The 23,890-nt window shown below is 35.2% G+C and carries 22 protein-coding genes; 5 read left to right on the top strand and 17 right to left on the bottom strand.

Going from position 1 to position 23,890, the window contains the following annotated elements:
• Positions 1-13: 13 nt before the first annotated feature.
• From QYS47_RS00715 to QYS47_RS00695, 5 genes are all read right to left on the bottom strand, one after another.
• Positions 14-892, bottom strand: a complete 879-nt coding sequence (locus QYS47_RS00715) for a TerC family protein (RefSeq protein ID WP_407660347.1) — start codon at positions 890-892, stop codon at positions 14-16.
• 87 nt (positions 893-979) lie between these two features.
• Complete coding sequence (locus tag QYS47_RS00710; protein ID WP_308358245.1) at positions 980-1,126, bottom strand: hypothetical protein; 147 nt, start codon at positions 1,124-1,126, stop codon at positions 980-982.
• 142 nt (positions 1,127-1,268) lie between these two features.
• Positions 1,269-1,562 (bottom strand): hypothetical protein, encoded by a 294-nt coding sequence (locus QYS47_RS00705; protein WP_322347355.1) that lies wholly within the window; start codon positions 1,560-1,562, stop codon positions 1,269-1,271.
• 186 nt (positions 1,563-1,748) lie between these two features.
• Positions 1,749-2,315, bottom strand: coding sequence for a hypothetical protein (locus QYS47_RS00700; RefSeq protein ID WP_322347354.1), 567 nt, complete (start codon positions 2,313-2,315; stop codon positions 1,749-1,751).
• Positions 2,316-2,333: 18 nt separating this feature from the next.
• Complete coding sequence (locus tag QYS47_RS00695; protein ID WP_322347353.1) at positions 2,334-4,685, bottom strand: TonB-dependent receptor; 2,352 nt, start codon at positions 4,683-4,685, stop codon at positions 2,334-2,336.
• 233 nt (positions 4,686-4,918) lie between these two features.
• On the opposite strand from QYS47_RS00695, the gene QYS47_RS00690 reads away from it, so the two are divergent.
• A complete protein-coding gene (locus QYS47_RS00690; protein ID WP_322347352.1) occupies positions 4,919-7,150 on the top strand; it encodes a M1 family metallopeptidase in 2,232 nt (743 codons plus the stop codon).
• A gap of 322 nt (positions 7,151-7,472) precedes the next feature.
• On the opposite strand, the gene QYS47_RS00685 is transcribed toward QYS47_RS00690, so the two are convergent.
• The 3 genes from QYS47_RS00685 to QYS47_RS00675 all read right to left on the bottom strand — a co-directional run bounded on the left by QYS47_RS00685 (position 7,473) and on the right by QYS47_RS00675 (position 11,016).
• Complete coding sequence (locus QYS47_RS00685; RefSeq protein WP_322347351.1) at positions 7,473-8,351, bottom strand: cation diffusion facilitator family transporter; 879 nt, start codon at positions 8,349-8,351, stop codon at positions 7,473-7,475.
• 47 nt (positions 8,352-8,398) lie between these two features.
• A complete protein-coding gene (locus QYS47_RS00680) occupies positions 8,399-8,989 on the bottom strand; it encodes an outer membrane beta-barrel protein (RefSeq protein WP_322347350.1) in 591 nt (196 codons plus the stop codon).
• A gap of 110 nt (positions 8,990-9,099) precedes the next feature.
• Positions 9,100-11,016, bottom strand: a complete 1,917-nt coding sequence (locus QYS47_RS00675) for a CocE/NonD family hydrolase (RefSeq protein WP_322347349.1) — start codon at positions 11,014-11,016, stop codon at positions 9,100-9,102.
• Between the two features lie 171 nt (positions 11,017-11,187).
• On the opposite strand from QYS47_RS00675, the gene QYS47_RS00670 reads away from it, so the two are divergent.
• Both QYS47_RS00670 and QYS47_RS00665 read left to right on the top strand, forming a co-directional pair.
• A complete protein-coding gene (locus QYS47_RS00670) occupies positions 11,188-11,886 on the top strand; it encodes an ABC transporter ATP-binding protein (RefSeq protein WP_308358256.1) in 699 nt (232 codons plus the stop codon).
• 11 nt (positions 11,887-11,897) lie between these two features.
• Positions 11,898-14,423 (top strand): ABC transporter permease, encoded by a 2,526-nt coding sequence (locus tag QYS47_RS00665; protein ID WP_322347348.1) that lies wholly within the window; start codon positions 11,898-11,900, stop codon positions 14,421-14,423.
• A 240-nt stretch (positions 14,424-14,663) separates the two neighbouring features.
• Here the strand turns inward: QYS47_RS00665 and QYS47_RS00660 are convergent, their stop codons facing one another.
• The 6 genes from QYS47_RS00660 to QYS47_RS00635 all read right to left on the bottom strand — a co-directional run bounded on the left by QYS47_RS00660 (position 14,664) and on the right by QYS47_RS00635 (position 19,455).
• Positions 14,664-15,323 carry a hypothetical protein gene (locus QYS47_RS00660; RefSeq protein ID WP_308358258.1) on the bottom strand — a complete coding sequence of 220 codons (660 nt, stop codon included), beginning with the start codon at positions 15,321-15,323 and terminating at the stop codon, positions 14,664-14,666.
• Between the two features lie 9 nt (positions 15,324-15,332).
• Entirely contained in the window at positions 15,333-15,845 is a 513-nt protein-coding gene (locus tag QYS47_RS00655) for an RNA polymerase sigma factor (RefSeq protein WP_322347347.1), read from the bottom strand.
• 359 nt (positions 15,846-16,204) lie between these two features.
• On the bottom strand, positions 16,205-16,330 hold the full coding sequence (locus QYS47_RS00650; RefSeq protein WP_302122097.1) for a hypothetical protein: 126 nt from the start codon (positions 16,328-16,330) through the stop codon (positions 16,205-16,207).
• Positions 16,331-16,471: 141 nt separating this feature from the next.
• Positions 16,472-17,410: an amidohydrolase family protein gene (locus QYS47_RS00645; protein ID WP_322347346.1), complete on the bottom strand. Its 939-nt coding sequence runs from the start codon at positions 17,408-17,410 to the stop codon at positions 16,472-16,474.
• A gap of 240 nt (positions 17,411-17,650) precedes the next feature.
• Complete coding sequence (locus tag QYS47_RS00640; protein ID WP_322347345.1) at positions 17,651-19,066, bottom strand: pyridoxal phosphate-dependent decarboxylase family protein; 1,416 nt, start codon at positions 19,064-19,066, stop codon at positions 17,651-17,653.
• Positions 19,067-19,206: 140 nt separating this feature from the next.
• Positions 19,207-19,455: a type B 50S ribosomal protein L31 gene (locus tag QYS47_RS00635; RefSeq protein WP_308358263.1), complete on the bottom strand. Its 249-nt coding sequence runs from the start codon at positions 19,453-19,455 to the stop codon at positions 19,207-19,209.
• 140 nt (positions 19,456-19,595) lie between these two features.
• Between QYS47_RS00635 and QYS47_RS00630 the strand changes: the two genes are divergently transcribed.
• Positions 19,596-21,308: a capsule assembly Wzi family protein gene (locus QYS47_RS00630; RefSeq protein ID WP_322347344.1), complete on the top strand. Its 1,713-nt coding sequence runs from the start codon at positions 19,596-19,598 to the stop codon at positions 21,306-21,308.
• Here the strand turns inward: QYS47_RS00630 and QYS47_RS00625 are convergent, their stop codons facing one another.
• Entirely contained in the window at positions 21,309-21,455 is a 147-nt protein-coding gene (locus tag QYS47_RS00625; protein WP_322347343.1) for a hypothetical protein, read from the bottom strand.
• Between the two features lie 89 nt (positions 21,456-21,544).
• Positions 21,545-22,828, bottom strand: a complete 1,284-nt coding sequence (locus QYS47_RS00620; protein ID WP_308358265.1) for an acetyl-CoA hydrolase/transferase family protein — start codon at positions 22,826-22,828, stop codon at positions 21,545-21,547.
• Positions 22,829-22,994: 166 nt separating this feature from the next.
• Between QYS47_RS00620 and QYS47_RS00615 the strand changes: the two genes are divergently transcribed.
• Positions 22,995-23,450: a hypothetical protein gene (locus tag QYS47_RS00615; RefSeq protein ID WP_322347342.1), complete on the top strand. Its 456-nt coding sequence runs from the start codon at positions 22,995-22,997 to the stop codon at positions 23,448-23,450.
• Positions 23,451-23,456: 6 nt separating this feature from the next.
• On the opposite strand, the gene QYS47_RS00610 is transcribed toward QYS47_RS00615, so the two are convergent.
• Positions 23,457-23,864, bottom strand: coding sequence for a SpoIIAA family protein (locus QYS47_RS00610; RefSeq protein ID WP_308358267.1), 408 nt, complete (start codon positions 23,862-23,864; stop codon positions 23,457-23,459).
• Positions 23,865-23,890 lie beyond the last annotated feature (26 nt).

Raw genomic sequence — 23,890 nt, 5'->3', positions numbered from 1 at the left:
TTCATGCTAAACATTATTTTCTTTCTACATTACGATTTGATTGTAATACCATAGAAGCTAATACGGCAACTGATAATGTTGAAATGATAAATCCAAGAGACAATTCTGTTGGGATTTTATAGATATCCGCTAAGCACATTTTTACTCCCACAAATACTAAGATTACCGAAAGGCCATACTTTAGATAGGTAAAATATTTTTCTACTCCCGCTAAGGCAAAGTATAAGGAGCGTAGTCCTAAAATCGCAAAAACATTGGAGGTGTAAACGATGAAAGCATCATTTGTAATAGATAAAATAGCGGGAATTGAATCAACTGCAAATATCAGATCTGTAAATTCTACAACAATAACTACTAGAAATAGAGGGGTAGCCCATAGTACTCCTTTTTTCCTCACAAAAAATTTATCCCCTTCAAAATCAGGCGTTATTTTGAAGAGTTTACGAGCTAAGCGAACCGCAATATTTTTATTCATGTCAGGTTCTTCATCCCCAGATTTTAATATTCTTATTCCTGTTACAATTAGAAAAACACCAAAAACATAAATCAACCAATGAAAATTATTGATCAATTCTACACCTGAATAAATAAAGGTGATTCGCATTACTAATGCACCTAAAATTCCCCAAAATAATACTTTGTGTTGGTATTTATTGGGTACTTTGAAGTAGGAAAATATTAGAACTATGACGAAAATGTTATCTACAGAAAGTGATTTTTCTATGACATAACCTGTTAGAAACTCGTAAGCACTTTTTTGCCCAAGATAATAATAGATGAAAACATTAAAGGCGAAAGCCAAAGTCACCCAGACAGTGGTCCAGATTAGCGCTTCTTTCACTGATACATCATGTGATTTTTTGTGAAAGACACCTAAATCTATAATAAGCATGAGGACGATAAAAATATTAAAGCCGATCCATAAAGTTGTTTGATTCATTTTACTTTAAGTGTTAGATAGTCTATTGATTACGAAATTTTATTTTAAACTAGGGGTTCTGTAGGATCGATCCTTTCTAAGCCAGTTTTTCAACTCTTCGTGCTCATCCACTGTAAGCCATTGTTTCGTTTTTCTAAATTCTTTAGTAAATAATTTTTTACTGAAACGGACCTTTGAGAGTATCATCTTGGAATACTCAAGCATAGTTATTTTCATCTTTCTTAAAGTTAAAAGGGTAATTATTTAGATTTGATTGGCTGCATCTATTTTGATAAGATAGAGCATATAGAACCAGAAATATCGATCTGGTTTTTAAAAAAGAAAAGAATTATATGAGGAGGGATTGGTGCAATAGGTAGCGAGGCTTAGCGCAAATAAATACTTCAGTTACTTTAGGAAAAATTGATATGGAAGGTAAGTACACATATTTAGTATCAATACATTCTCGAATTGATATTTTTCTTTCTTCACGAGCTGTTTTAAGAGGTATATTTTCTTCTTGAAAGCTTATACTTTCTTCAGTTAGTTGCTTAGGAGCCACTTCTTGATGACTAAAAGAGACCTCCAATCCAAGAGGAATTAATAGAATAGTAACTAATATGTAATTTAGGATTACCCTCATGATAGTAATACTATTAGTTTCATTTGTTTTGCTATCAAAACGATTTTATTTAAGTAAATGTTTTAGTTTTGAAAAAAATCATTCTAACGACAAACCAAATGCCTAGTAGTTCCCGTTTTTGAATAAAAAAAGCAGCAATCCTCTCGAATTACTGCTTTATTAACTAACCAAAATATAAAAAAACTACTACTCAATTACTACTGTAAATGTTGCCTGAATATCGGTCTCACCACCTGCATTTGCTGGGTCACCATCTACTGCTCCTGCAGCTGATTTATTAGGTTCATGTCTTAATTCAACAGTTAATGAACCATTACTTGCATCTCCTGTGCTAAAAGTTGATTCGATTCCTATTGGGTTTCCATCTTCATCCGCATCATCATATGCAAAATCTAGATTTAATCCATTAGCAATTGTAAAGAAGAATTGGTGTTCTAAAGCTTCTTCAGAAACTTCTTCAGTGATATCTTCATTCTCAATATCATTTCGCACTTCGATTTCTACATTATAATCAGTATTGGCAGATAATGAACCATTTGTAACAACTGGTTCAATGTCCCCATTTCCGTCTTCATCATAAAGTCTGAAAGTAACAGTTTCACTACCATCAACGGATTCAAAAACCATTTCTAAAGTAGTGATTAGTTCTTCTTCATTTTCTGGTTCAGGTTCTTCTGTATTACATTGTGAAAAAAGCACTACTGCACCTAATAGGAAAAAGTTTCTTAAGAATTTTAAATTTTGTAAAATCATGGGTTTAAAAGTTAAAGGTTAAAAGATATAATTAATTCGTAATTCAAAATTTCTACCCGTTTCAGCAGCGTAAAAACGCAATCGATTGAGGTAGTCTGTGTAATTCACATTCATTAAATTGTAAATGCTAAAGCCTACATTAAGTTGGGTATCGCCAAACTCTTTGGAAGTATCAATTGAGAAATTGCTGATAAAATAGCCTTCAGGCACGGGTACAGTTCCTCTTTCATAAGCTTCAGTTTCTGTTATAGGAGCTCTAAACTGTTCAAATACTTTAAGCCCGCTTAAGCTAAAATCAATTTCTCTAAACCCTAATCGGTCTGTTATTCTCCAGTTTAGGCTGTTTTCCCATCGATCTGCAGGCATAAAAATCAATGGTAAATTGTTGCTTAAATCATTTCCTCTAATAATTGAAGCCTTAGAATTAAGACTGAAATGATGAAAAAATTCATAGCTTCCAATTATATCGGTACCGTATAAGGAAGCCATGGTTTGACGGTATTGATATACAGGGAAGGCTCCTCTAATAGTTAAGCGAGGTTCTTCTGGCTCTAAATAAATGTAATTATTGATTCTACTAGCATAGGCATCAATATTCAGTTTTAGTTTTTCATTCCAATTAAACTGAAAGCTGTGAATCCATTTTAAAGAAGTCTCTGGTAATAATTGATCATCGCCTTCTTCTATAGCCGCTACGCTATGATGCAAGCCTTGGCTGTATAGCTCATTGATGCTAGGTGCTCTTTGGCTCCAGCTCAGATTACTTTTATACTTCAAATGTTTGCTGAAATCATACCCACCGCCAATTATTCCAGCAAACATATTATACTGATGGGTAGGGTTGATTAATTCCTTGTTCTCATCAAATTTTAATACATCAAGCGCAATGATGTCGTAACGAAGACCTGCTTCAAGGTTCCAGTTGTTTTCTATCCATGATTCGTTTAGGAAAGCGCCAGCTTGAAAACTTGAATAATTAGGGATAAGGGGAGTAGTTCCAGTACCCGGAACATTTTTGTTGTTTTGATATTCATAATCTAGTCCTATTTCACCACTTAAATTGTTCCAAATAGGGTCATGATGAAACTGAAGCTTCGCTATATGGCTATCCAATTGTAAATCAACCGCTGCAATTTCGCTTCTTCCCCCTCTTCTTACATCATATTCTTTTCTAGCATTTTGCTGGTAAGCATATATAAAGTCAAAATCCCCATAGCTGGATCTATCTAAATGGACTTTTGCTTTTAGTAATTGATGTACTACTTGCTGTTTAGGGTTATTGATTTCATAAGAAAATGCTTCTGTAAAAAAAGGAGGCCTTCTATCTAAAGCTTCGAAGAAGTTATCTACATTTCCGATATGGGCTCCTCTTAAAATACCTATTTCGGTCGAAAATCTGCTGTAAAATAAATCAACCTGTAAATCTTTTTTAATGTAATTGGCTGCTCCTGAAAAATTAAGCTCTTCACTACCGGTGTTAGTAAGGTTATAATCTGCTGTGTGTTGATCTCCTGATTTCCTCGCAGAAGATTGTACTCTCCAATTTATGGATTCTTCTTTGTTTAAAAAGATACTTCCGGATAGCATTGCTGATCCTATTCCGCCTCTACCATTTGTAAAGCCTACTAAGTCAAGGCTTCCATGTAAAGCAGAATCAGGCAATAATGGTTCTGGATCTAATAATAATGCCCCGCCTATTGCTCTCGGTCCATATTTAACCGATGAAGCTCCTTTCACTACCGTAATTCTGGAAGCTACAAAAGGATCAATCTCAGGTGCATGATCTATCCCCCATTGCTGGCCCATTTGAGAAACTTCATTATTTACTACTTGAATTCGGCTTCCAAATAAGCCGTGTATCATTGGTTTATTTATTCCAGGGCCTGTTTTTATATTGTTTACTCCCGGAAGTGTACTTACAGATTCTGATAGGGATTTTCCTTTCAGTTTTTTAAGCTCCCGAGTGGTTAATACATTCTCAACATTTGTTAGCATTACTTGTTCTCTTTTATGAGAATGTACGCTTACAGCTGACAATACATTTTCTTTAGGGATAAGATAAAAATCTTGTTTTATGTCTGTGGAATTAACTGTAATAAGGGTATTCCTTTTCTCATACTCTACTTGGCTTATTATAAGTTCATAACTACTATTACAATCCAAATTGATATTAAAAAAGCCTCTTTCATCAGTTTGGGTTCCAGCATTAAGTTCAGGAAAATATAAGGTGGCAAAACCAATAGCTTCATGTTCTCCTTCAGAGAGCACTCTGCCCGATAAGTTAACTTTACAATCATCTTGTGCTGAAAGCAAAGTAGCCGAACTTAACATCAGGCTTATCATCCATAATATTTTCCCTAAACGCAACATTGTTGCAAATATATAAAAGTTGCGTTAATAAAACTCTCCTTTAAAAAATTCTTTTGTCCTTTGATGTAATTTTACGCCTCTTGAAAGGATGAAACACTATTTTTTAGTAGGTTTGAAGATAATAATGCTTTGAAATCAAAGCTATGAGTTGGTATTATACTAGTTTTTTTAAAAGTATAATTCTTATCGAGTTAAGGTTTTAATGCAAACAATAAATTAAAAACATGAAAACTATGAAGAAACTATTAATCATAATCATGCTATGTGCACCCTTTATGATGCATGCTCAAGAGCAAGATTATAAGGAAAGGTTTGAGCAATTAGGAACTATGTTGCCTACTCCTAATTCATATAGAACCGCATCTGGGGCTCCTGGTGAAGACTATTGGCAGCAAAAGGCGGATTACTCTATTAAAGTTAAATTGGATGAGTCATCTAATAAAGTAACAGGTTCAGAAACGGTTACCTATTACAATCAGTCACCACATCCTTTAAATTACCTTTGGTTACAATTAGACCAAAACATGAGGGCAGAAGGATCTGATAGCGAATTAATCAGTACGGCTACGTTTTTCAATGACACTATTCCTGGTAAATATTTAGAGCAATATGTAGCGAATGGTGGTAATTCTTATGATTTCCCTGGTGGTTTTAACATTCAATCTGTTAAAAATGCAAATGGTGAAGCGATGGATTATTTAATCCAAAAAACCATGATGAAAATTCGTTTGCCGCAAGCCTTAAAGCCAGGTGAAAACATCTCTTTTTCTGTTGAGTGGAATTATTTCGTAAATGACAGAATGAAAGGTGGAGGAAGAAGTGGTTATGAATTCTTCGAAAAGGATGGAAATGCGCTATATACTATTGCTCAGTTTTACCCAAGAATGGCAGTTTATAATGATGTTGAAGGATGGCAAAATAAGCAGTTCATAGGCTCAGGTGAGTTTGCTTTAACTTTTGGGGATTATGATGTTGAAATTACAGTTCCTGATGATTTCATTGTTGGTGCAACTGGTATGGTTCAAAACGCGAAAGAAGTATTGACAAAAGATCAGTTCAAGCGTTACGAAAAAGCTTTAAAATCTACTGAACAGACTTTCATTGTTACGGAAGAAGAAGCAATTGAAAACGAGAAAGAGAAATCTAACAAATATGAAACCTGGAAATTCAAAGCTGAAAATGTAAGAGACTTTGGTTTTGCGGCTTCAAGAAAATTCATCTGGGATGGACAAATGGTTGAATTAGAAACTAAAAAACCATTTGCACAATCTTTCTATCCTAAAGAAGGAAATCCATTATGGGAGAAGGAATCTACTAAGGCTGTTAAAAATACTTTAGAGCTATATTCTAAAAGAACTTTCGATTACCCTTATCCACAAGCCACTTCAGTTCATGCAGCTTCTATCGGTATGGAGTATCCAATGATCTGCTTTAACTTTGGTCGTCCAGATGAAAACGGTGACTATTCAGTAAGAACTCAATTAGGAATGACTTATGTAATCGTGCATGAGGTAGGTCATAATTACTTCCCAATGATTGTGAACTCTGATGAGCGTCAGTGGGCATGGATGGATGAAGGCTTGAACTCATTCTTAGAGTCAAACGTAATGTTCGAATACTATCCTGACTTACCTTACAATGATAATATTCCTCAAGCGGTAACAGGTTATATGAAAAGTAGTAAAGATGCTCAAAGAGCCATTATGACAAACCCTGAGCAGGTATTAAGATTGGGCCCTAATGCTTATTCTAAACCAGCAGCAGCCTTAAACTTATTGAGAAATACCATCATGGGACCTGAGCTTTTTGATGAATCATTCAAAGCCTATGCGCAAAGATGGATGTTCAAGCACCCAACCCCTGCAGATTTCTTTAGAACTATGGAAGATGCATCAGCTGTTGATTTAGATTGGTTTTGGAGAGGATGGTTCTATACTACTGACCATGTTGATGTAAGTGTTGATGAAGTAAAATACTTCCGAATCGCACAGGATGAGTCAGATATGGAGAAAAATGCTAAAGCACCGAAAGGTGATTTAGGTGAAAAAGAAGAAAAAGAAATGAAAACAGACTTTAGTGAAGGTCCGGATTACATTACAATTTCTGAAACGCCATCTTTCTGGTATGGTGAGTACCGTAATAAAGTTGATGACGAAGCAATTGAAGCAAGATACGCTGACAAGCATTTTTATGAAGTAACTTTAAGTAATAAAGGAGGGCTTGTAACGCCATTAATCTTCAATATTGAATATAAAGACGGAACTAAAGAAGAGAAATATATCCCAGCGGAAATCTGGAGGAAAAATGAAGGTAAAACTCGTAAGATGTTAATCCTTGATAAAGAAGTTTCGAAAATAGTATTTGATCCAGAAGGGGAATTAGCTGATACAGATCAAACTAATAATGTTTTCCCTAAAGCAGAGGGTAAAACTAAATTAGATGAGTTTAAAGAAAAGGGCGAGTAAAATCCTCTTAAGTTAAAATTTGAAGCCATCTCATTTATTTGAGATGGTTTTTTTGTTTTTAATCTATCTCCTAGAGGGGATATTAGGGGTGTATTGTTATTTTTAATCTTTTTTCTTGATAAAAAAGATAGAAGAATCTGGACAATCCGCTACTAGCTAGCAGACAACCCACATTCTACCGCTGGCCCGTATTTTTTTCTTTCCCACCCACTGAAATAGGTCTAAGCGGACGCTTGAATCAGCTGCAAGATGAAATAGACAACATTAAAATAGCGCAAGCATTCGCTTGTGCTTTAGATAGCATATTTTATGAAGTGGTTTTTTACTGAATCAATTCCTTATTCCCATCATCCAGACCATGCTCAAATTGTAAAGTGATATGACCAATAGAAAAATGGCTTTGCATTAAATTTTCTATTTTTTCTTGTATGGCATGGGTTTCACTTACATTCAAATCATCATTGAGGTCAACATGAGCTTCCATATGAATGGTATACTCATCCAACTGCCAGATATGAATATGATGAATATTCTTTACTTCGGTTAACTTTTCTACTTTCTTAACTATCTCAGGAATATTCACACCTTCCGGTACAAATTGCATTAATATTTTTGCAGAACTCCATAAAAGCTTCCAAGAAGTTGCAATTAGGTATATACCAATTAGGATGGATAAAATACTATCAACCCAAGTAATTCCATAATATTTCATGGCTAAACCTCCCCCTAAAACGGCTACTGAAAAGAGAGTATCGGATAATAAATGCAAAAAAGCAGATTTCATATTCATGCTGTGTTTTGCATCTGAAGCCAAAAAGACAACGCTTAATCCATTTGCTACAATTGCTACAGCTGCTAACCAAATCACCAATTCATTATTTATTTCTAATGATTGTGCAACTTGAAGCCTCTGAATACTTTCTACAATAATGTAAATAGCTACTGCAATGATGACTGCTGAATTGACAAAAGCGGCTAGTACTTCGGCTCTTTTATAGCCAAAAGATTTACTATAGGTAGCTTCCTTACTGGCTAAAATAATGGCTACTAAACTTAAAATAAGAGCGGCTACATCACTGAAATTGTGCATAGCATCGGATATCAATGCCATGGAATTTCCCACTATACCCCCAATTATTTGAGAAGCTGTGATGATAATGTTTAATAAAATCACCCACTTTAATCTGGTCTCTCTCTTCATAAAAATGAAAATATATATTTTTCCACAATTATAAGAGCCAACGGAGATTAAAAGCTATAAGTTAATGCAACAGAGATGCTATTGCTGATAATTCTGCTATGATAATTTTCTTTCTGAAACGGAATTATACTTTGTATTTGTGATTGAGGTTTAATTAAAACCCTAAATTGATTATAGTGATATTGTATACCTGCTGCCAAGGAAAAACCAATACCAGATTGTTGATCTGTACCATAAGCATCAACATCATTAGTCTGAAGGTTTAGTAAAGGCCCGGCTTCAGCAAATAGATATTTTAAAATATTGGCATGAAGTAAAAAAGGAACATTTATGGTTTCAACTTTAAAATCCCATGTCTGAAGTTCTCCTGTTGAGGAAATATTTCTCGTTTGCATCCAGTTTTGTTGGTATTGTAAGCCTGAATTCAATGAAAAATGATCACTCATTTGATAGGAATAAACCAAACCTATTTTATTCCCTTGTATATGATGATAAGAGGAAGCACCAGCTAACATAGCAAATCGGATAGCACCTCCATCACAAATATAATCGTAAGATATACCAACCGAATGCTTTTGCGCATTTACATAAGATAAGCCAATAAAGCTTAATAGAATTAGGCTGAAAAGTTTTTTCATTGATTTGGTTTAACGTCCAGTTTACAGACACATGTAATTAATAATTGGTTGGCTATAAAAAAAGCCTCAGCAATTTACTTACTGAGGCTTCAGATCATTTCAAATAGTATTTATTTATCCAATTCTAATTGTAAAGATTGGGGAGTAGTTTGTAATTCACCAATTTCAATTTTAGAGTCTCCCTTAACTGTAATAGTGGCTTTGATGAAATCTTCTTCATTGGCTTTATAGATATTGTCTACATATTTCTGAGGATTTCTATCAATATAAGGGAACCAAGTAGAGTGAATTTGTACCATCACTTTATGGCCTTTTTTGAAGGTGTGTAAAATATCTTGCAATGCAATTTCCACCTCATCCTCTTCATTTGGTACAAATGGTTTAGGATTTGCAAAACTATCTCTAAATCTTCCTCTGAATACTTCCGCTCTTACTAATTGCTGATAATTTCCCATTACAATATTATCAGGATTGTGTTCATAGCTCTCATGATCTGGAGGATAAACATCAATTAATTTAACAATGAAATCAGCATCAGTAGAAGAAATTGCCACTTTTAATTTGGCGGCAATTTCACCAGCTAAAGTTAAATCCTCATCTAATTCGTCAGATTCCCATACCAATACATCTGGTCTTCTGGCGGCATGTCTTTGATCATCCGTCATGTAAGGACGAGGAGTAAAAGTTACGCCTTCAGTAAATGAAGTATAAGGTACGGGTTTAGCAGGATCAGAAACATAGCTAAATTCATCATCATTGCTTCCTTCACCGTTTATTAAAAGCTTTCCATTTTTAGCAAAACCTAAAGTTGTTTTTGGAATTTGAGGAGGCCAAACGTCAAACTTTTGCCACTCTTTTAAGCCAGTATCAAACATATAAGCTTCTGGTAAATCTGGTTTGCCTTTGCCATCTCTTAAGAAATGATTGAAAAAGGTTCTTTCAATTTCCTTTTGATAAAAGGTAGAAATGCTATCTCCAAAGTAAATATGATTTACGGCTTGAAAACCTTTTTCTCTTGCCCAATCGCCATGACTCCAAGGACCAAACACAATGGTATTGTAAGCATCTGGGCTTGTCTTTTCTATCGTTTTATAAATGTTCAGCGGACCGTATAAATCTTCCGCATCATACCATCCACCTACAACCATTACAGCATGGTCAATATCATCTAAATGAGGGATAATGCTTCTTTTCTGCCAGAACTCATCATAGTTTGGGTGCTCAACGGTTTGCTCCCAGAACTCATTATCAAAATGAATCTTCTCTGTAATATTTTTAAGTGGCCCTAATTCTAAATGATAATCATAACCATCAGCTGCATTTGCTGTTCTCATTCTCATTAAAGCTTCTCTATACCATGATTCAGTTGTAGGCTCTTCTGTTTGATAGCCGAAAACTGGATAAGCAGCAGTATAGGATTGTAAATAAGCGCCATTATGGTGAAAATCATCAAAGAAGAAATCTCCAATTGGTGCTTGCGGAGAACTAGCTTTTAATGCCGGGTGAGCATCAGGTAAAGCAGCAGCTGTATAAAAACCAGGGTAGCTGATACCCCATTGGCCTACTTTTCCATTTGTTTTGCCTTTAAGGTATTTCAACAACCATTCAATAGTATCATAAGTATCAGAGCTTTCATCAGCCTCTTTTTTATGCTTATTACCTGGAATGTTAGGAGTCATATTGGTCCATTCGCCTTCCGACATCCATCTTCCTCTTACATCCTGATAAACGAAAATAAATTTATCCTCCATTAAATATTTTGAAGGCCCCAAAGAGCGCTTGTAGGCATCTGGCCCATAAGGCGCAATGCTATAACAAGTTCTTTGCATCATAATAGGATATTCACCTTCTTCTTTTGGGGTGTAGATGGCAGTGTAAAGTCTGGTGCCATCACGCATTGGGATGTAGACTTCTTCCTTATCGTAATTTTCTTTTACATAACTGCTTTCATCTTTTTTTTCTTGAGCTTGTAGACTAGCGCTCGTCAAAAAGCAAAAGCTAATTATTAATACTATGTATCTCTTCATTTTGAATAAAGTTTATTTTTGGAATCTTAAGTTAATAAATAAGTCTTTTAGATGAAGATTTAGCTTTCAAATTTTGATGGGTGGTTTAAATGTCATTTCCACCTATCACATTCCCAAAACTGTTTACAGCTAGAACCGTTTGTTTTGTAGTTATAGCAGTAAATCAAGAGCATGAATCAAATATTAGCAGTTCAAAACCTGACCAAAACTTACCAATCAGGTGAAAAGTCATTAACCGTATTGTCAGATATCAATTTTGAAATTGAAGCAGGCAGTAGTTGCGCTATTATCGGACCATCAGGAAGTGGGAAAACCACTCTATTAGGCTTATGTGCAGGTTTAGATGAGGCCGGCTCAGGTTCCGTTGTCTTAAATGGAAAGCAATTAGAAAAACTTTCAGAGGATGAAAGAGCTGCTGTTCGAAATGAAGCAGTGGGCTTTATTTTTCAAAGCTTTAATTTACTGCCAACCCTTACGGCTTTAGAAAATGTGATGGTTCCGCTCGAATTACTAGGCAAAAAGAATGTGAAGGAGGTAGCCATTGATTTACTTCAAAAAGTTGGACTAGGAGATAGAATGGATCATTATGCATCTCAATTATCAGGAGGGGAACAGCAAAGAGTTTCTATTGCCAGAGCCTTTGCCAATCAACCGAAGATATTATTTGCTGATGAGCCCACTGGAAATCTAGATGAAGAAACGGGAGCTACCATTGAATCCTTGATTTTCGATCTAAATAAAGAATTAGGCACCACTTTAGTTTTAGTAACCCACGACAATGAACTGGCAGAAAAAACCGACAGAATTCTGCAGTTAAAAGGAGGTAAACTAATTAAGGATACTGCTAAATCAACTTCTCAAGACGCTTAAAACCCATTCTCATGCAAAATTTTAACTGGTTATTGAAAATGGCTTGGCGCGATAGTCGTAGAAATAGATCGCGACTATTTCTATTTATGAGTAGTATTGTACTCGGTATTGCGGCACTTGTAGCCATCAATTCATTTGGAGATAATCTTACTCAGCAAATCAATTCGGAAGCCAAAGAATTATTAGGAGCAGATGTAGAATTAGAAAGTCGCAGCCCCTTTCCTGATTCTTTATATCAATTTCTTCAAGAGGAAAATTTAATACTTTCCGAGGAAAGAGCCTTTGCCAGCATGGTGTACTTCCCCAAAAATGGAGGAACTCGATTAATTAATGTCAGAGCAGTAGAAGAAAACTATCCATTTTATGGAGCCATTGAAACAACCCCATTAACCTCTGCTAATAGTTATAATGCAGCACAAAAAGCATTAGTAGATCAATCTTTAATGCTGCAGTTTAATATCAATCCAAATGATTCTGTTCGAATAGGAAATTCAGTCTTTTCTATTGCAGGGGAGATCAATAAAACGCCTGGCCAATCTGCCATTACCACTACAGTAGCCCCACCTGTATTTATTCCATTTTCCAAATTAGAAGAAACAGGATTGATGCAAAAGGGGAGTCGCATCAATTATAAATTATACATCAAATTCCCTGATGGAATCGATGATCAAAAATATTTCAATGAGGTTCTGAAACCTCGCTTAGAAAAAGAGGAACTACGCTTTGATGATGTGGAGGAAAGAAAACAAGAATTAGGTGATGCTTACTCTGATCTGACCGGTTTCTTAAATCTCACTGCTTTTATTGCCTTATTATTAGGCTGTATAGGTGTGGCGAGTTCCGTGCAAGTTTATGTGAAGGAGAAAGTAAAGTCAGTAGCCATTTTAAGATGCTTAGGGGCCTCTTCTTTACAGGGGATGTACATTTTCTTGATCCAGATATCAGTTATCGGATTGATAGGCTCCATCATTGGGGCAGGAATAGGAAGTAGCATCCAATATTTTTTGCCGCAGCTTTTTGCTGATTTCTTACCCTTTGAAATCGAGTTGAGTTTCAGCCTTAGTTCCTTCCTTCAAGGCATTCTGATTGGTCTTTTAGCCAGTATCCTTTTTGCTTTAGTACCACTATTGCAAATCAGGAAGGTCTCGCCTTTAAACGTATTAAGAAGTTTAGGTTGGGGTAAAACTTCAAAAGCAAGTCGATTTGTCTACCTATTAGTAGTACTCTTTGTATTTGGGTTCTCTTATTTACAACTTGAATCTTTAAAGGAAGCCGCAGTATTTACGGTATCTCTATTGATTGCAGCTTTAATTCTGATGGGTGTAAGTCGCTTGATCATCTGGGCTGTGAGAAAATACTTTCCTGAAAAGACCGCTTTCACCACGAGACAAGGTTTAGCGAATTTATATCGACCCAATAATCAGACCTTAATATTAGTTGTGACCATTGGGTTGGGTACTGCATTAATTACCACCTTAATGTTAAGTCAGGAATTGCTACTCGATAAAGTGAAGCTAAGCAGCAGTGAGAATCAGCCGAATATGGTACTTTTTGATATTCAATCAGACCAGGTTGATCAGGTCATTGAAATTACTGAAAAGGATAGCCTTCCTGTGATTCAAGAAGTACCCATAGTAACCATGAAGCTTCACAGTTTGAAAGCTAAATTGGCAGATGATATTAAGGAAGATACCACTTCAGAGGTACGTAACTGGGTATTGAGAAGAGAATATAGGGTAACATATAGAGATAGCTTAATTGATTCTGAAACCATTTTGGAAGGGGAGTGGAAAGGAAAAGTACAAAACCCGAATGACTCAATTTTCATTTCACTGGATCAAGGCTTAGCGGAAGATATGAAGATTGGGCTAGGTGACCCACTAACTTTCAACGTACAAGGTGCATTAATTCAGTGCTATGTAGGAAGCATAAGAGAAATTGATTGGCAGCGTGTACAAACAAACTTCTTGGTGGTTTTCCCTGAAGGTGTATTAGAACAGGCTCCAAAATTCCATGTATTGCTAACGCGTTATGAAAAGGTAGAGAAGTCTGCTCAATACCAGCAAAAAGTTGTGAGCAAATTCCCCAACATCTCTATTATCGATTTGGACTTGATCTTAAAAACAGTGGACGAGGTCTTAGGTAAAATCTCCTTTGTGATTCAATTTATGGCTTTCTTTTCTATCATAACCGGGATTATTGTATTGATAGGAGCGGTTAATATCAGCAAGTTTCAGCGTATGCAAGAGGCAGTATTGTTAAGAACGATAGGTGCCAGTCGTAAACAAATCATACGCATAAATTTTATGGAATACTTTTTCTTAGGGAGCATTTCTAGTTTAACCGGAATCATCATTGCTTTACTTTCTGCCTGGGGATTAGCGTACTTCAGCTTTGAAACGGTATTTGTACCAAACTTGCTTGCCGTATTGATCACTTATTTAGCCATTACAGGATTAACCGTATTCATTGGTTTAACCAATAGCCGGTCAGTAGTGAATAAACCACCTTTGGAGATATTGAGGAAAGAGGTGTAGATTGATAAATTCAATTATAGATTGCACCCTACAGGAATTTGAATGATGGCAGACAGATAATAGATTTGGCTCTGATAATCCTCAAATGCATAACTCATTCAATGAATGATTAGGAAATAATGAGAAGAATCGGACCAGCTATTCATTAAAAACAAAAAGCGATTCAAGTTTGATCTTAAATCCATTTGTAAAATTAGTAGTAAATGGACTTAAGGTTAATAGTCATTTGTGTTTCAAAACTTAATTTTCAAATTCTTCTACATCATTTAAAAACTCCAAGGCTTTCTTTGTTTTTGGGTCTGTAAATATTTTGATGGTATTTCGTACCCATTTTATATGGAGATTTTTATAAGACAATTTATTTAAGAACCAGAGAAGTGGAATGATCAAAAGAAAGTTGATCACTAAATAGCGAATCACAAAATCCTGCTCTAAATGAATATATATATCAAAACCCAGAAATACATCAAGTCCCACAATTGCATATGACCACCAAACTGGGGCCGAAAGAAAAATCAATTTTAGAAACAATAATCCATGTGAATTTACTAACTCGATTTTTTTTCTGATCTCAATAACTGGTTTTGAAAAATCGATTTGCTGTAATAATACTAGCTGACCAATACTGCCTATCAATGCTATCAGAGTAAATACATGAAGGATGATGCCACTTATTACCAAATGAGTTTGCCCCAAATTATTCGCTACATACCATCCTAGGAAGATAGCTAAAGAACTAAATACCACGACTTCAGAGATTCTAGATACGAGAATTTTCTTTGTTTTATTTTGAGGCTTTTCAAGCTGTAAATGATCCATAGATGACTTATTTAAGCGGAGTGTTTTGTCCAACTTATTATCATAAGCTTCCATTATTTTACTTAATTCATGAGCTTCCATAAGAGTATATTATTTTTGAAATTCTTTTTTTAATTTGAGTTTAAGTCTGCTAATTTTTGTTGCCACGTTGGTCTTTGTTATTCCCAATATGTCCGCTATCTCATCGTATGGCTTTTCTTCTAAATACAATAACATCAAGGCTTTATTTAATTCATTTAGCTTAGCAATGAATTCTTGCAGTGATTTAATATTATGGTCTAATTCTGTTTTGCTTTCATTTTCTTCTGCTATACTGTAGATTGAATCCTCACTATAAAAATCACTTATCGCTAGCCATTTTTTCTCCTTTCTATAAAAGGATATGGCAACATTGAGCGCAATTCGATACATCCAGGTAGAGTATTTGTATGCAGTATTGTATTTGTCGAAAGAGTTCCATAACTGAATAATGATCTCTTGCTCCAAATCCTTTCTGTCTTCTTTATTCCTGCAATATGAATTAACAACTTTATAGATGATCTTTTTATGATCATCAATTGTCGCTAAGAATTCGTCTTTTTTATTATCCGCTATTGGTGACATGCTATGTGAAGGCATTTTTTCATTGAATGAATTTTGATCTTTAGCTTATTATTCGCAGAAATTTCAAAAAATCACACTTTCAATGTACAATTATTTTTATTGCAGAGCGTACGGGCTTAAATGAATGGCAGCGAAAAATAGCCAATTTCAGCTGAAGCTAAAAACATATAACCTTTTTCAGACAATTGGAAAAGTTTTCTGATTTCGTCCAGTGGGTTGCCTGTCTGAGAAATCAGCCTGTCTAAAATTGCAATTATTTCTTTTCTATGTAATTGAGCATAATCTATTAATGGATCAACTAATTCTTTGACTTGAATCCTTATAGAATTATCTTTAAAGTCTAATAAAATAAACTCTGATTAAATATGTTCTCCAATTTCGGTTTCCAAATCAGGATTTGAATAGACCCACTGTTCAAAGACGGATGCAGAGCTGTCCTTATTTTCAAAAAAGTCTGATAACATTCTGCTGTTCTCGATTTTCATTCAACTTTAACGTCTGGATAAAATGAGTTTACTTAAACGCTCTAAAAGGACAAGACTTTTGATTTGACTTCTTAGATTACTCAAAGATATTATGTGCATTCATTTTATCCATTGTTAGCACCGGATTTATTGTTCTAGTCATCATTCATGATGTTTAGCAATTGTCTCTTCAGAAAGGTCTAAAAAAGTAGCAGCATTGTTATAGAGTATATCCCTTTTTTGATCTTCGGACAAGAAATGTGCTTCTTTTACCGCCTTAATGGCAATTGAGATTGCTTCTGGCCATAACATCTGATCAGTTCCAAACATAATGCGTTTACCAAATCCGGCATCCATTAATTGTTTAAGTGCGGTGTAGAAAGCTTTCTTCGTCAGCGCCCAGTTCAAAACCCCAATGTCAGCGTACAAATTAGGATAGATGTACATCATTGCTATAGTTTCTGAAATATAAGGCCAGCCTGCATGCGCTATAAAAGCTTTCATGTTAGGGTGTTTGACCAATACTGGTTCAAAGAGTGTTGGTTTGCCTAGAGTGGTTCTGAATTTTGGGGCAAAGGTGTGTGGGCCTCCTGGAGGACCTAAACCTGTGTGTAAACAGACTGGAATACCATAGTCTTCCGCAACTTTGTAGTAGGGCTCCATCATTGGGTCATCAGGAGCAATTCCAGCATATTGAAGCCCCAATTCTCCGAGCGCGTTAACCTTGTTATTATCGAAATATAGTTTGAGAGAGTCTGGGCTTAAAATCGGTTTTCCATCATCATCTGTTTGAATACCCATCAGAAACAATTCTGGACGGGATTGTTGCCAAGTTTCAAGCGCTTTTATTGAGGTACTACTTGTCAGAGCAAGCTTGATATTGTTTTTCTCAATCTCATCAAGGACCATTTGAAGATGAGTCGATGCATTTTCTGGTGAACTAAGTCCTTGCGCATAAGATTCACCTGCCCATGAAGCTTTCATGTTTGGAGGTACTCCCTGATAAGCATGTAAGTGAATATCGATTATGGGTAATTGTGGATCTTGCGCAAAAGAATCAAGGTTAATCACAAGAAAGAGAATAAGAAGTATTTTTTTCATTGATTATTTCCTTTGATGCCAACATCTGGATATGCTCACAAATGTGGTCATATCTATATTATGCTTTAAAGCAATTTACTAATTATTAGGTTAATATAAAATGTTAATAGAACCGATTGAGAAGGTTTTTTGGAAATAGGTATCAATAAAACGTTAATAAAAGTTTAAATCTACGGTTAAAAAAGGCAAAGAAATAGCCTGCTCTACCGGCTCAGTATTTGCTATTTTTATACAGCTTGCTTACTGTGTTTTATGAGCAGTATCCTGGATCAGTTTCCAAGCTATTTCTAAATGTCCTTTAGTCAATTCAGGGTGTCCGCCCACTAAACGTAAAGTGTATTTTCCATTTAGCTTGGTGTGCGTAATAAATATTTTCCCAGTGGCATTTACCTGTTTTAGCAGCTGTTCATTGAATTGATTCAGTTCATTCTCATTCATTTTTCCATTATTAAATCGGAAGCACAAGAGGTTAACCGGAACAGGCGCCAGCATTTCAAAATCAGGGGAATTTTCAATCTCTTTTTCCAGCCATTGAGCCCATTTAATATGATTGTGAATGATGGATCTTAATTTATCGGCTCCAAATTCGCGCAAGACAAACCATAATTTTAAAGCCCTGAACCTTCTGCCCAATTGGATGTGCCAGTCTCTATAATTATTAACTTGCTCATCAGCATCTGTTTTTAAATATTCAGGAGTTATGCTATAGGTTTGTTTTAATAAATCAGGTTCTTTCACATAGTAAAGGCTACAGTCGAAATTCACAAACATCCACTTATGCGGATTGAAAACCATGCTGTCAGCTAATTCTAATCCTTTGCTCATCCACCTATGTTCCGGACAAATTAAAGCGGCACCGGAATAAGCAGCATCCACATGAAACCAGATATGATGTTTTTTGGCAATCTGTCCGATTTTTTCAAGTGGATCAACAGCAGTCGTTCCTGTAGTACCCAATGCACCCAAAATAAAAAGAGGTTCGTAGCCCGAATCTATATCTTTTTGAATTTTTTCTTCCAGCTTTTCAGGAATCATTGCGAAATTCTCATCTACAGGAATTTTGACTAAATTATTAATGCCAAAGCCCGCGATTTTCACATTCTTATCAATGGAACTATGTGCTTGTTCTGAAGCATAAATTCTGTAGCTAGGCATTCGATGGAATCCCTTTTCATTAATTTGGAAATTACAGGCTTTTTCTCTTGCCGTAATCAATGCATTAAATGTTCCTGTGGAGGCAGTGTCCTGAATCGAACCAGTCCAATCTTTAGAAAGGCCAAGCAAATCACGCATCCATTCCATCATGCGGTCCTCTAATTCGGTAGCAGCTGGGGAGGTGAGCCAAACCATACCTTGAGTACCTAGTACTGACATCAACATCTCACCTAATATAGAAGGCTTGCTTTTAGAAGCCGGGAAATAGGCAAAAAAGTTAGGGCTTTCCCAATGGGTGATGCCCGGCATGATTTTATCTTCAAAATCTTTAAAGATGGAACTGAATTCTTCCGGCTTATCCGGAAATTGCTTTGGAAGTTGAGCTTTTATTTCTCCCGGCTTAACCTTTGAAAGGACCGGATATTCTTCTACATTTTCTAAATAATCGGCCATCCAATCTACCATGGCATGGGCATGCTTTCTGAACTCTTCTATCTCCATAATGAATGATTTTCAATGCATTCAAATATAAGCTTTATAATTGTGATGGACGAAACAAAAATGTTGAGTGGTGTATAAATAAAAAAGTCTCTCTAAAATTAAATTCAGAGAGACTTTCTTGAAGAAGTGATAATCTATAATTATTTCTTCTTTTTGTATTTTTGGTTGAACTTCTCCACACGACCTGCAGTATCCAAGAAAATTTTCTTTCCTGTATAAAAAGGGTGAGAAGCTGAACTAACTTCAATTTTTACTACCGGATATTCTTTACCATCATCCATTTTGATAGTTTCATCGGAAGTCATTGTAGACCTCGTTAAGAATTTCACGTCTGCTTGAGTATCCCAGAATACAACTTCTCTGTAATCCGGATGAATTTCTTTTTTCATAACTAATAAATTAAATTATTGATTTCCAACCAATTCTTTTAAAGGAATGCAAAAATAGCAGATGCATTTAATCTTTCCAAACACCTGCTTATTTATTGCTTAACTATTTTAATTATCTTGCAAGCCATAAAGTATTCAATATGAGATTATTATTTACTATCTTTTTCATTTTCTCCACCTCACTTTTGCTTGGTCAGGCTGTAAATGCTCCTCTAAACCGCGATTATTATCATTTATTGGAGAGACTGGAAGTGAAAAGCGGGAAATTTTCTGAAGGTTTTCATGCTTCCATGAAGCCATTTAATAGAAAAGAAATTGCTCAGTTTTTAGATAGTTTAGATACGGGTGATTATAATCGAAAAGATAAATTCAACCATAATTATTTGAAAAATGATAATTGGGAATGGGTTGATAGTGCTGATTACAAAAATGAAAAAGGCATATTTGGGCACATTTATAAAACTAAAGCAGACTTTTTGAATGTTCATAATGATGAATTTGATTTACATATCAACCCCGTTTTAGATTTTTCAATCGGGCAAGAAAGTATTTCTGATAATAGACTTTATACCAATACCCGCGGGCTTGAGGTAAGAGGACTGATTAATAAAAAGTTAGGGTTTTACACTTTCGTAGGTGAAAATCAAGTCGTATTTCCGTCTTATGTGAATGATTATGTAAGCGATTTTAGCGCAGTGCCTAATGAAGGATTTTGGAAGCCTTATGGTGATAATAATGAAGGGGTAGATTTTTTCACTGCTAGAGGATATATCTCATTTCAGGCTACCAAAAGTATTAATTTACAATTTGGTCATGATCGCTTTTTCATAGGTAATGGAGAACGTTCGTTAATTCTAAGCGATTTTTCTCCGGGCTATCTGTTTTTAAAAGCTGAGACAAGCATCTGGAAATTGAATTATACCAACCTATTTGGATTGCAAACAGCAGATGTTGTACTAAGAGGGAACCAGCTATCAGGTACACAATATCAGTATCCTCGGAAATTTTTATCGCTTCACCATTTAAGCTATAATATTACCGATAACATCAACATAGGAGTTTTTGAGGCCATCATGTCGGGCGATTCATCAGTCGCTCAAAATCCAATTGATCCGGTTTACTTCAATCCATTAATTTTTTATAGAGCCTTAGAACAACAGGATGGTAGTTCTGGTAACGCTCTTTTGGGTATGGATTTCAGGGCATTATTCTTAAAGCGGTTCAGCTTATACGGTCAACTCGTTTTGGATGAATTCTTAATTGATAATTTAAGACAAGGAGGCTGGTGGGCCAATAAATGGGCGGTTCAGACGGGTTTGAAGTATTTCAATGCTTTTGAAATTCCTAATTTGGATTTGCAGGCTGAATATAATGTAGCAAGACCTTTTATTTATGGGCATGATTCTAATTTCACTAATTATGCGAATTATAAGCAACCATTAGCTCATCCTTTAGGTGCTAATTTTGAAGAGTGGGTGGCTACTTTGCGTTATCAAATCACACCTAGAATTCATTTTCAGGCAAAAGCGGTAATGGCTGAATTTGGAACAGATACTACTGCTGTGGGCCATTTTGGAGGTGATATTTTTAAAACGAATAATACTCGATATACACACATCAATCCTGATACAGGAAGCAGATGGCAATATGGACATACAATTGGTCAAGGAGAACGTAATACCTTACAATTCGTGAAAATGACCTTAAGTTATATGCCGTATCATAATCTCTTCCTTGATTTAAATTATAGTATTAGAAATCAAGAAAGCCAATTTGGTAATAATACCAGTGAGAATAGTTTTTATGGAATAAATCTTAGATGGAATATTCCTAAGCGAGAGAATTTATTTTAATTATTCGGATATAGGCTTTTGGGCCATCTCATAGCCATTCTTAAATGCATCTACATATTTTTCAGTATTGGATAAAAATTCAGTACCCAATACGGCAAATAATCCTATAAGAAATCCGATGAACTGGTTTTTGTTAATTCTTTTCATTGGTTCGATAGTTTTTGGCTAAAATTATTAAAGATCACAAAAAAATAAAAATGTCCGACTTCATGATCGGACATTTTAATGTATGTAAATTATAATTTACCAAATCGTTCGAAAGCAGCTTTTTCTAATTCCTCTCTGGCATCAGGATGAGAAATCGAAATCAATGCTTTTGCTCTTTCCCTTAAATTTTTACCGTATAAGTTCACGACACCATGTTCAGTTACAATATAATGCACGTGAGCTCTAGTAGTGGTTACACCTGCTCCTTCTTTTAAGAAAGGAACAATTTTACTAACCCCTTTATTGGTAGCAGATGGCATAGCAATAATAGCTTTTCCTCCTTCTGATAGAGATGCACCTCTAATGAAATCCATTTGGCCTCCAACACCAGAGTATTGATATTGCCCAATAGTATCAGCGCAAACCTGACCGGTTAAATCAATTTCAATGGCAGAGTTAATAGCGGTTACCTTCGGGTTTTTTCTTATGATGGCAGTATCGTTGGTGTAGGCAGCTTCTTTCATATGAACTACTGGATTATCATCCATAAAATCATATAATTCTTGAGATCCCATGGCGAAACAGGTCACTAATTTGCCCGTTTTGATTTCTTTTTTACGACCATTGATTACGCCACTTTTTACAAGCGGTAATATTCCATCTGAGAACATTTCAGTATGCACTCCTAAATCCTTATGATTTCCTAAATTTAGTAAAGCAGCATTAGGGATTGCCCCAATGCCCATTTGTAGTGTAGCACCATCCTCTACTAAACTCGCTACATTTTCCCCAATTTTATGTTCCACCTCAGTAGGTACAACCACATCGTGTACTCTAATGGGGTCATTCACTTCAATCGCACAATCAATTTGACTAATGTGAATAATCCCGTCACCATGAGTTCTTGGCACATTAGGATTTACCTGAGCAATTACCAACTTTGCCGTTTGAATTGCAGGGATAGTGACATCCACAGAAACCCCTAAGGAACAATAGCCATGTTGGTCTGGAGTTGAGATTTGGATAAAAGCCACATCAAGAGGCAAAATATTTCTTCTGAATAGCCAGTGTACTTCACTTAAAAAAATCGGGATATAATCTCCTTTTCCTTCTGCTATGGCTTTTCGAACATTTCCTGCTACAAAAGCGCTATTAATTTTAAAAGCTTTATAATAAGGTTCTTGAGTATATAAAGCCTGACCTTCTGTATGCAAGTGAAAAAGCTCTACATCTTCTAGCGAATTGTATCTTTCAGACAGCGCATCTACTAATTTTAAAGGAGTCATGGCGGCTCCTTGAATGAATACTCTACTTCCAGATTTAACGTGTGAAACGGCCTCTTCGGCAGTTACTATAGTTAGTGATTCTTTCATAATTCTTTTCTTGTTTGCAGTCGCAAAATTATTAATCACAAATTAAGGATTCTTGATGAAAACTATCGAAAATAATGATAAATGTCAGGGATTTAATATTAACAAATGTATATCTTAAGGCTGGTAAAAATGTCATTTATATTATGAATGATAATTGAATGTAGATATGAGATTTTACAAAGCACTATTATTTCCGATACAATTTCAGATTTTAGCCTATAGCTTACTTTTAGTGGCATTTATTGCTGTATTTATTAATGTATATGTAGCTATTTTACTATTTCTGATTAGTTTTTTAATTATAACCGCATATTCTGGAATCGAATTCAAAGGGAATAAGTATAGAGAGTTTAATGCGTTTTACTTTATCAAAACTGGAGAATGGAAGGGCTATGAAGGAATTGAGAAAATATTTATTAAGAATTTAAAAACTAGCCAAAGGTTTTATGGAAGGGCAAATACTAGTTCCGTTATCAATGTTGAAAAATATATTGCCTTCCTTAAATTTTCAGATGGTACAACAATTGAATTGAAAACGGCTAAAAAGAAAGCCAAGCTTTTACAAAAACTTGACAGCTTGAAAAGCTATTTACACACCACTATCCAAGATCAATCGAGATAATAGCTGTTAGCTTATTTTTTTAGCTTTTTTATTATCAATCGTTGAAACCCATTCTTTGGCCTCATCTATAGTTGAAAATATTTTATAAGGAACAGGCTGATTTTGGAATGAAAATATAACTTTTAAAACAGCTCGAATAGCAGCATTTGATATTACGTAAGCTGTTCCATTACAATATTTTTCCATTAATTTCCAATGCTCACTTAACCAAGTAGCTTGCTTTTTTTGGTGAGATAATTTGGGGATTCCTGCTTTTCGTGCATCAAAAATTATAGATAAATTTATCCTGTTATCATAAATTTTAGAAAGTTCAGATAAGTATTGATTAAAGTTTTCATCAGTACTTTTCTCACCAGTAAACGTTACCTTAATTAAGGATTCTTCAGAAGAATCTATTGTTGCATATGTTTTCATTTCATTAAAAACTATGCGTTGATTAA

Origin of the sequence: Marivirga arenosa, assembly GCF_030503875.2 — a bacterium.
In the GTDB taxonomy this organism is placed as follows: domain Bacteria; phylum Bacteroidota; class Bacteroidia; order Cytophagales; family Cyclobacteriaceae; genus Marivirga; species Marivirga arenosa.
This window is presented reverse-complemented; position numbering and strand designations above follow the sequence as displayed.

Bases quoted from the DNA above. Each gene is read 5' to 3' on its own strand.
- QYS47_RS00640 (WP_322347345.1), bottom strand. From the start codon at position 19,066: ATGGAGATAGAAGAGTTCAGAAAGCATGCCCATGCCATGGTAGATTGG.
- QYS47_RS00625 (WP_322347343.1), bottom strand. From the start codon at position 21,455: ATGAAAAGAATTAACAAAAACCAGTTCATCGGATTTCTTATAGGATTA.
- QYS47_RS00690 (WP_322347352.1), top strand. From the start codon at position 4,919: ATGAAGAAACTATTAATCATAATCATGCTATGTGCACCCTTTATGATG.
- QYS47_RS00710 (WP_308358245.1), bottom strand. From the start codon at position 1,126: ATGATACTCTCAAAGGTCCGTTTCAGTAAAAAATTATTTACTAAAGAA.
- QYS47_RS00715 (WP_407660347.1), bottom strand. From the start codon at position 892: ATGCTTATTATAGATTTAGGTGTCTTTCACAAAAAATCACATGATGTA.
- QYS47_RS00650 (WP_302122097.1), bottom strand. From the start codon at position 16,330: ATGAAAATCGAGAACAGCAGAATGTTATCAGACTTTTTTGAAAATAAG.
- QYS47_RS00615 (WP_322347342.1), top strand. From the start codon at position 22,995: ATGAGATTTTACAAAGCACTATTATTTCCGATACAATTTCAGATTTTA.
- QYS47_RS00610 (WP_308358267.1), bottom strand. From the start codon at position 23,864: ATGAAAACATATGCAACAATAGATTCTTCTGAAGAATCCTTAATTAAG.
- QYS47_RS00685 (WP_322347351.1), bottom strand. From the start codon at position 8,351: ATGAAGAGAGAGACCAGATTAAAGTGGGTGATTTTATTAAACATTATC.
- QYS47_RS00620 (WP_308358265.1), bottom strand. From the start codon at position 22,828: ATGAAAGAATCACTAACTATAGTAACTGCCGAAGAGGCCGTTTCACAC.
- QYS47_RS00675 (WP_322347349.1), bottom strand. From the start codon at position 11,016: ATGAAGAGATACATAGTATTAATAATTAGCTTTTGCTTTTTGACGAGC.
- QYS47_RS00695 (WP_322347353.1), bottom strand. From the start codon at position 4,685: ATGTTGCGTTTAGGGAAAATATTATGGATGATAAGCCTGATGTTAAGT.
- QYS47_RS00660 (WP_308358258.1), bottom strand. From the start codon at position 15,323: ATGGAAGCTCATGAATTAAGTAAAATAATGGAAGCTTATGATAATAAG.
- QYS47_RS00680 (WP_322347350.1), bottom strand. From the start codon at position 8,989: ATGAAAAAACTTTTCAGCCTAATTCTATTAAGCTTTATTGGCTTATCT.
- QYS47_RS00670 (WP_308358256.1), top strand. From the start codon at position 11,188: ATGAATCAAATATTAGCAGTTCAAAACCTGACCAAAACTTACCAATCA.
- QYS47_RS00665 (WP_322347348.1), top strand. From the start codon at position 11,898: ATGCAAAATTTTAACTGGTTATTGAAAATGGCTTGGCGCGATAGTCGT.
- QYS47_RS00645 (WP_322347346.1), bottom strand. From the start codon at position 17,410: ATGAAAAAAATACTTCTTATTCTCTTTCTTGTGATTAACCTTGATTCT.
- QYS47_RS00635 (WP_308358263.1), bottom strand. From the start codon at position 19,455: ATGAAAAAAGAAATTCATCCGGATTACAGAGAAGTTGTATTCTGGGAT.
- QYS47_RS00705 (WP_322347355.1), bottom strand. From the start codon at position 1,562: ATGAGGGTAATCCTAAATTACATATTAGTTACTATTCTATTAATTCCT.
- QYS47_RS00700 (WP_322347354.1), bottom strand. From the start codon at position 2,315: ATGATTTTACAAAATTTAAAATTCTTAAGAAACTTTTTCCTATTAGGT.
- QYS47_RS00655 (WP_322347347.1), bottom strand. From the start codon at position 15,845: ATGTCACCAATAGCGGATAATAAAAAAGACGAATTCTTAGCGACAATT.
- QYS47_RS00630 (WP_322347344.1), top strand. From the start codon at position 19,596: ATGAGATTATTATTTACTATCTTTTTCATTTTCTCCACCTCACTTTTG.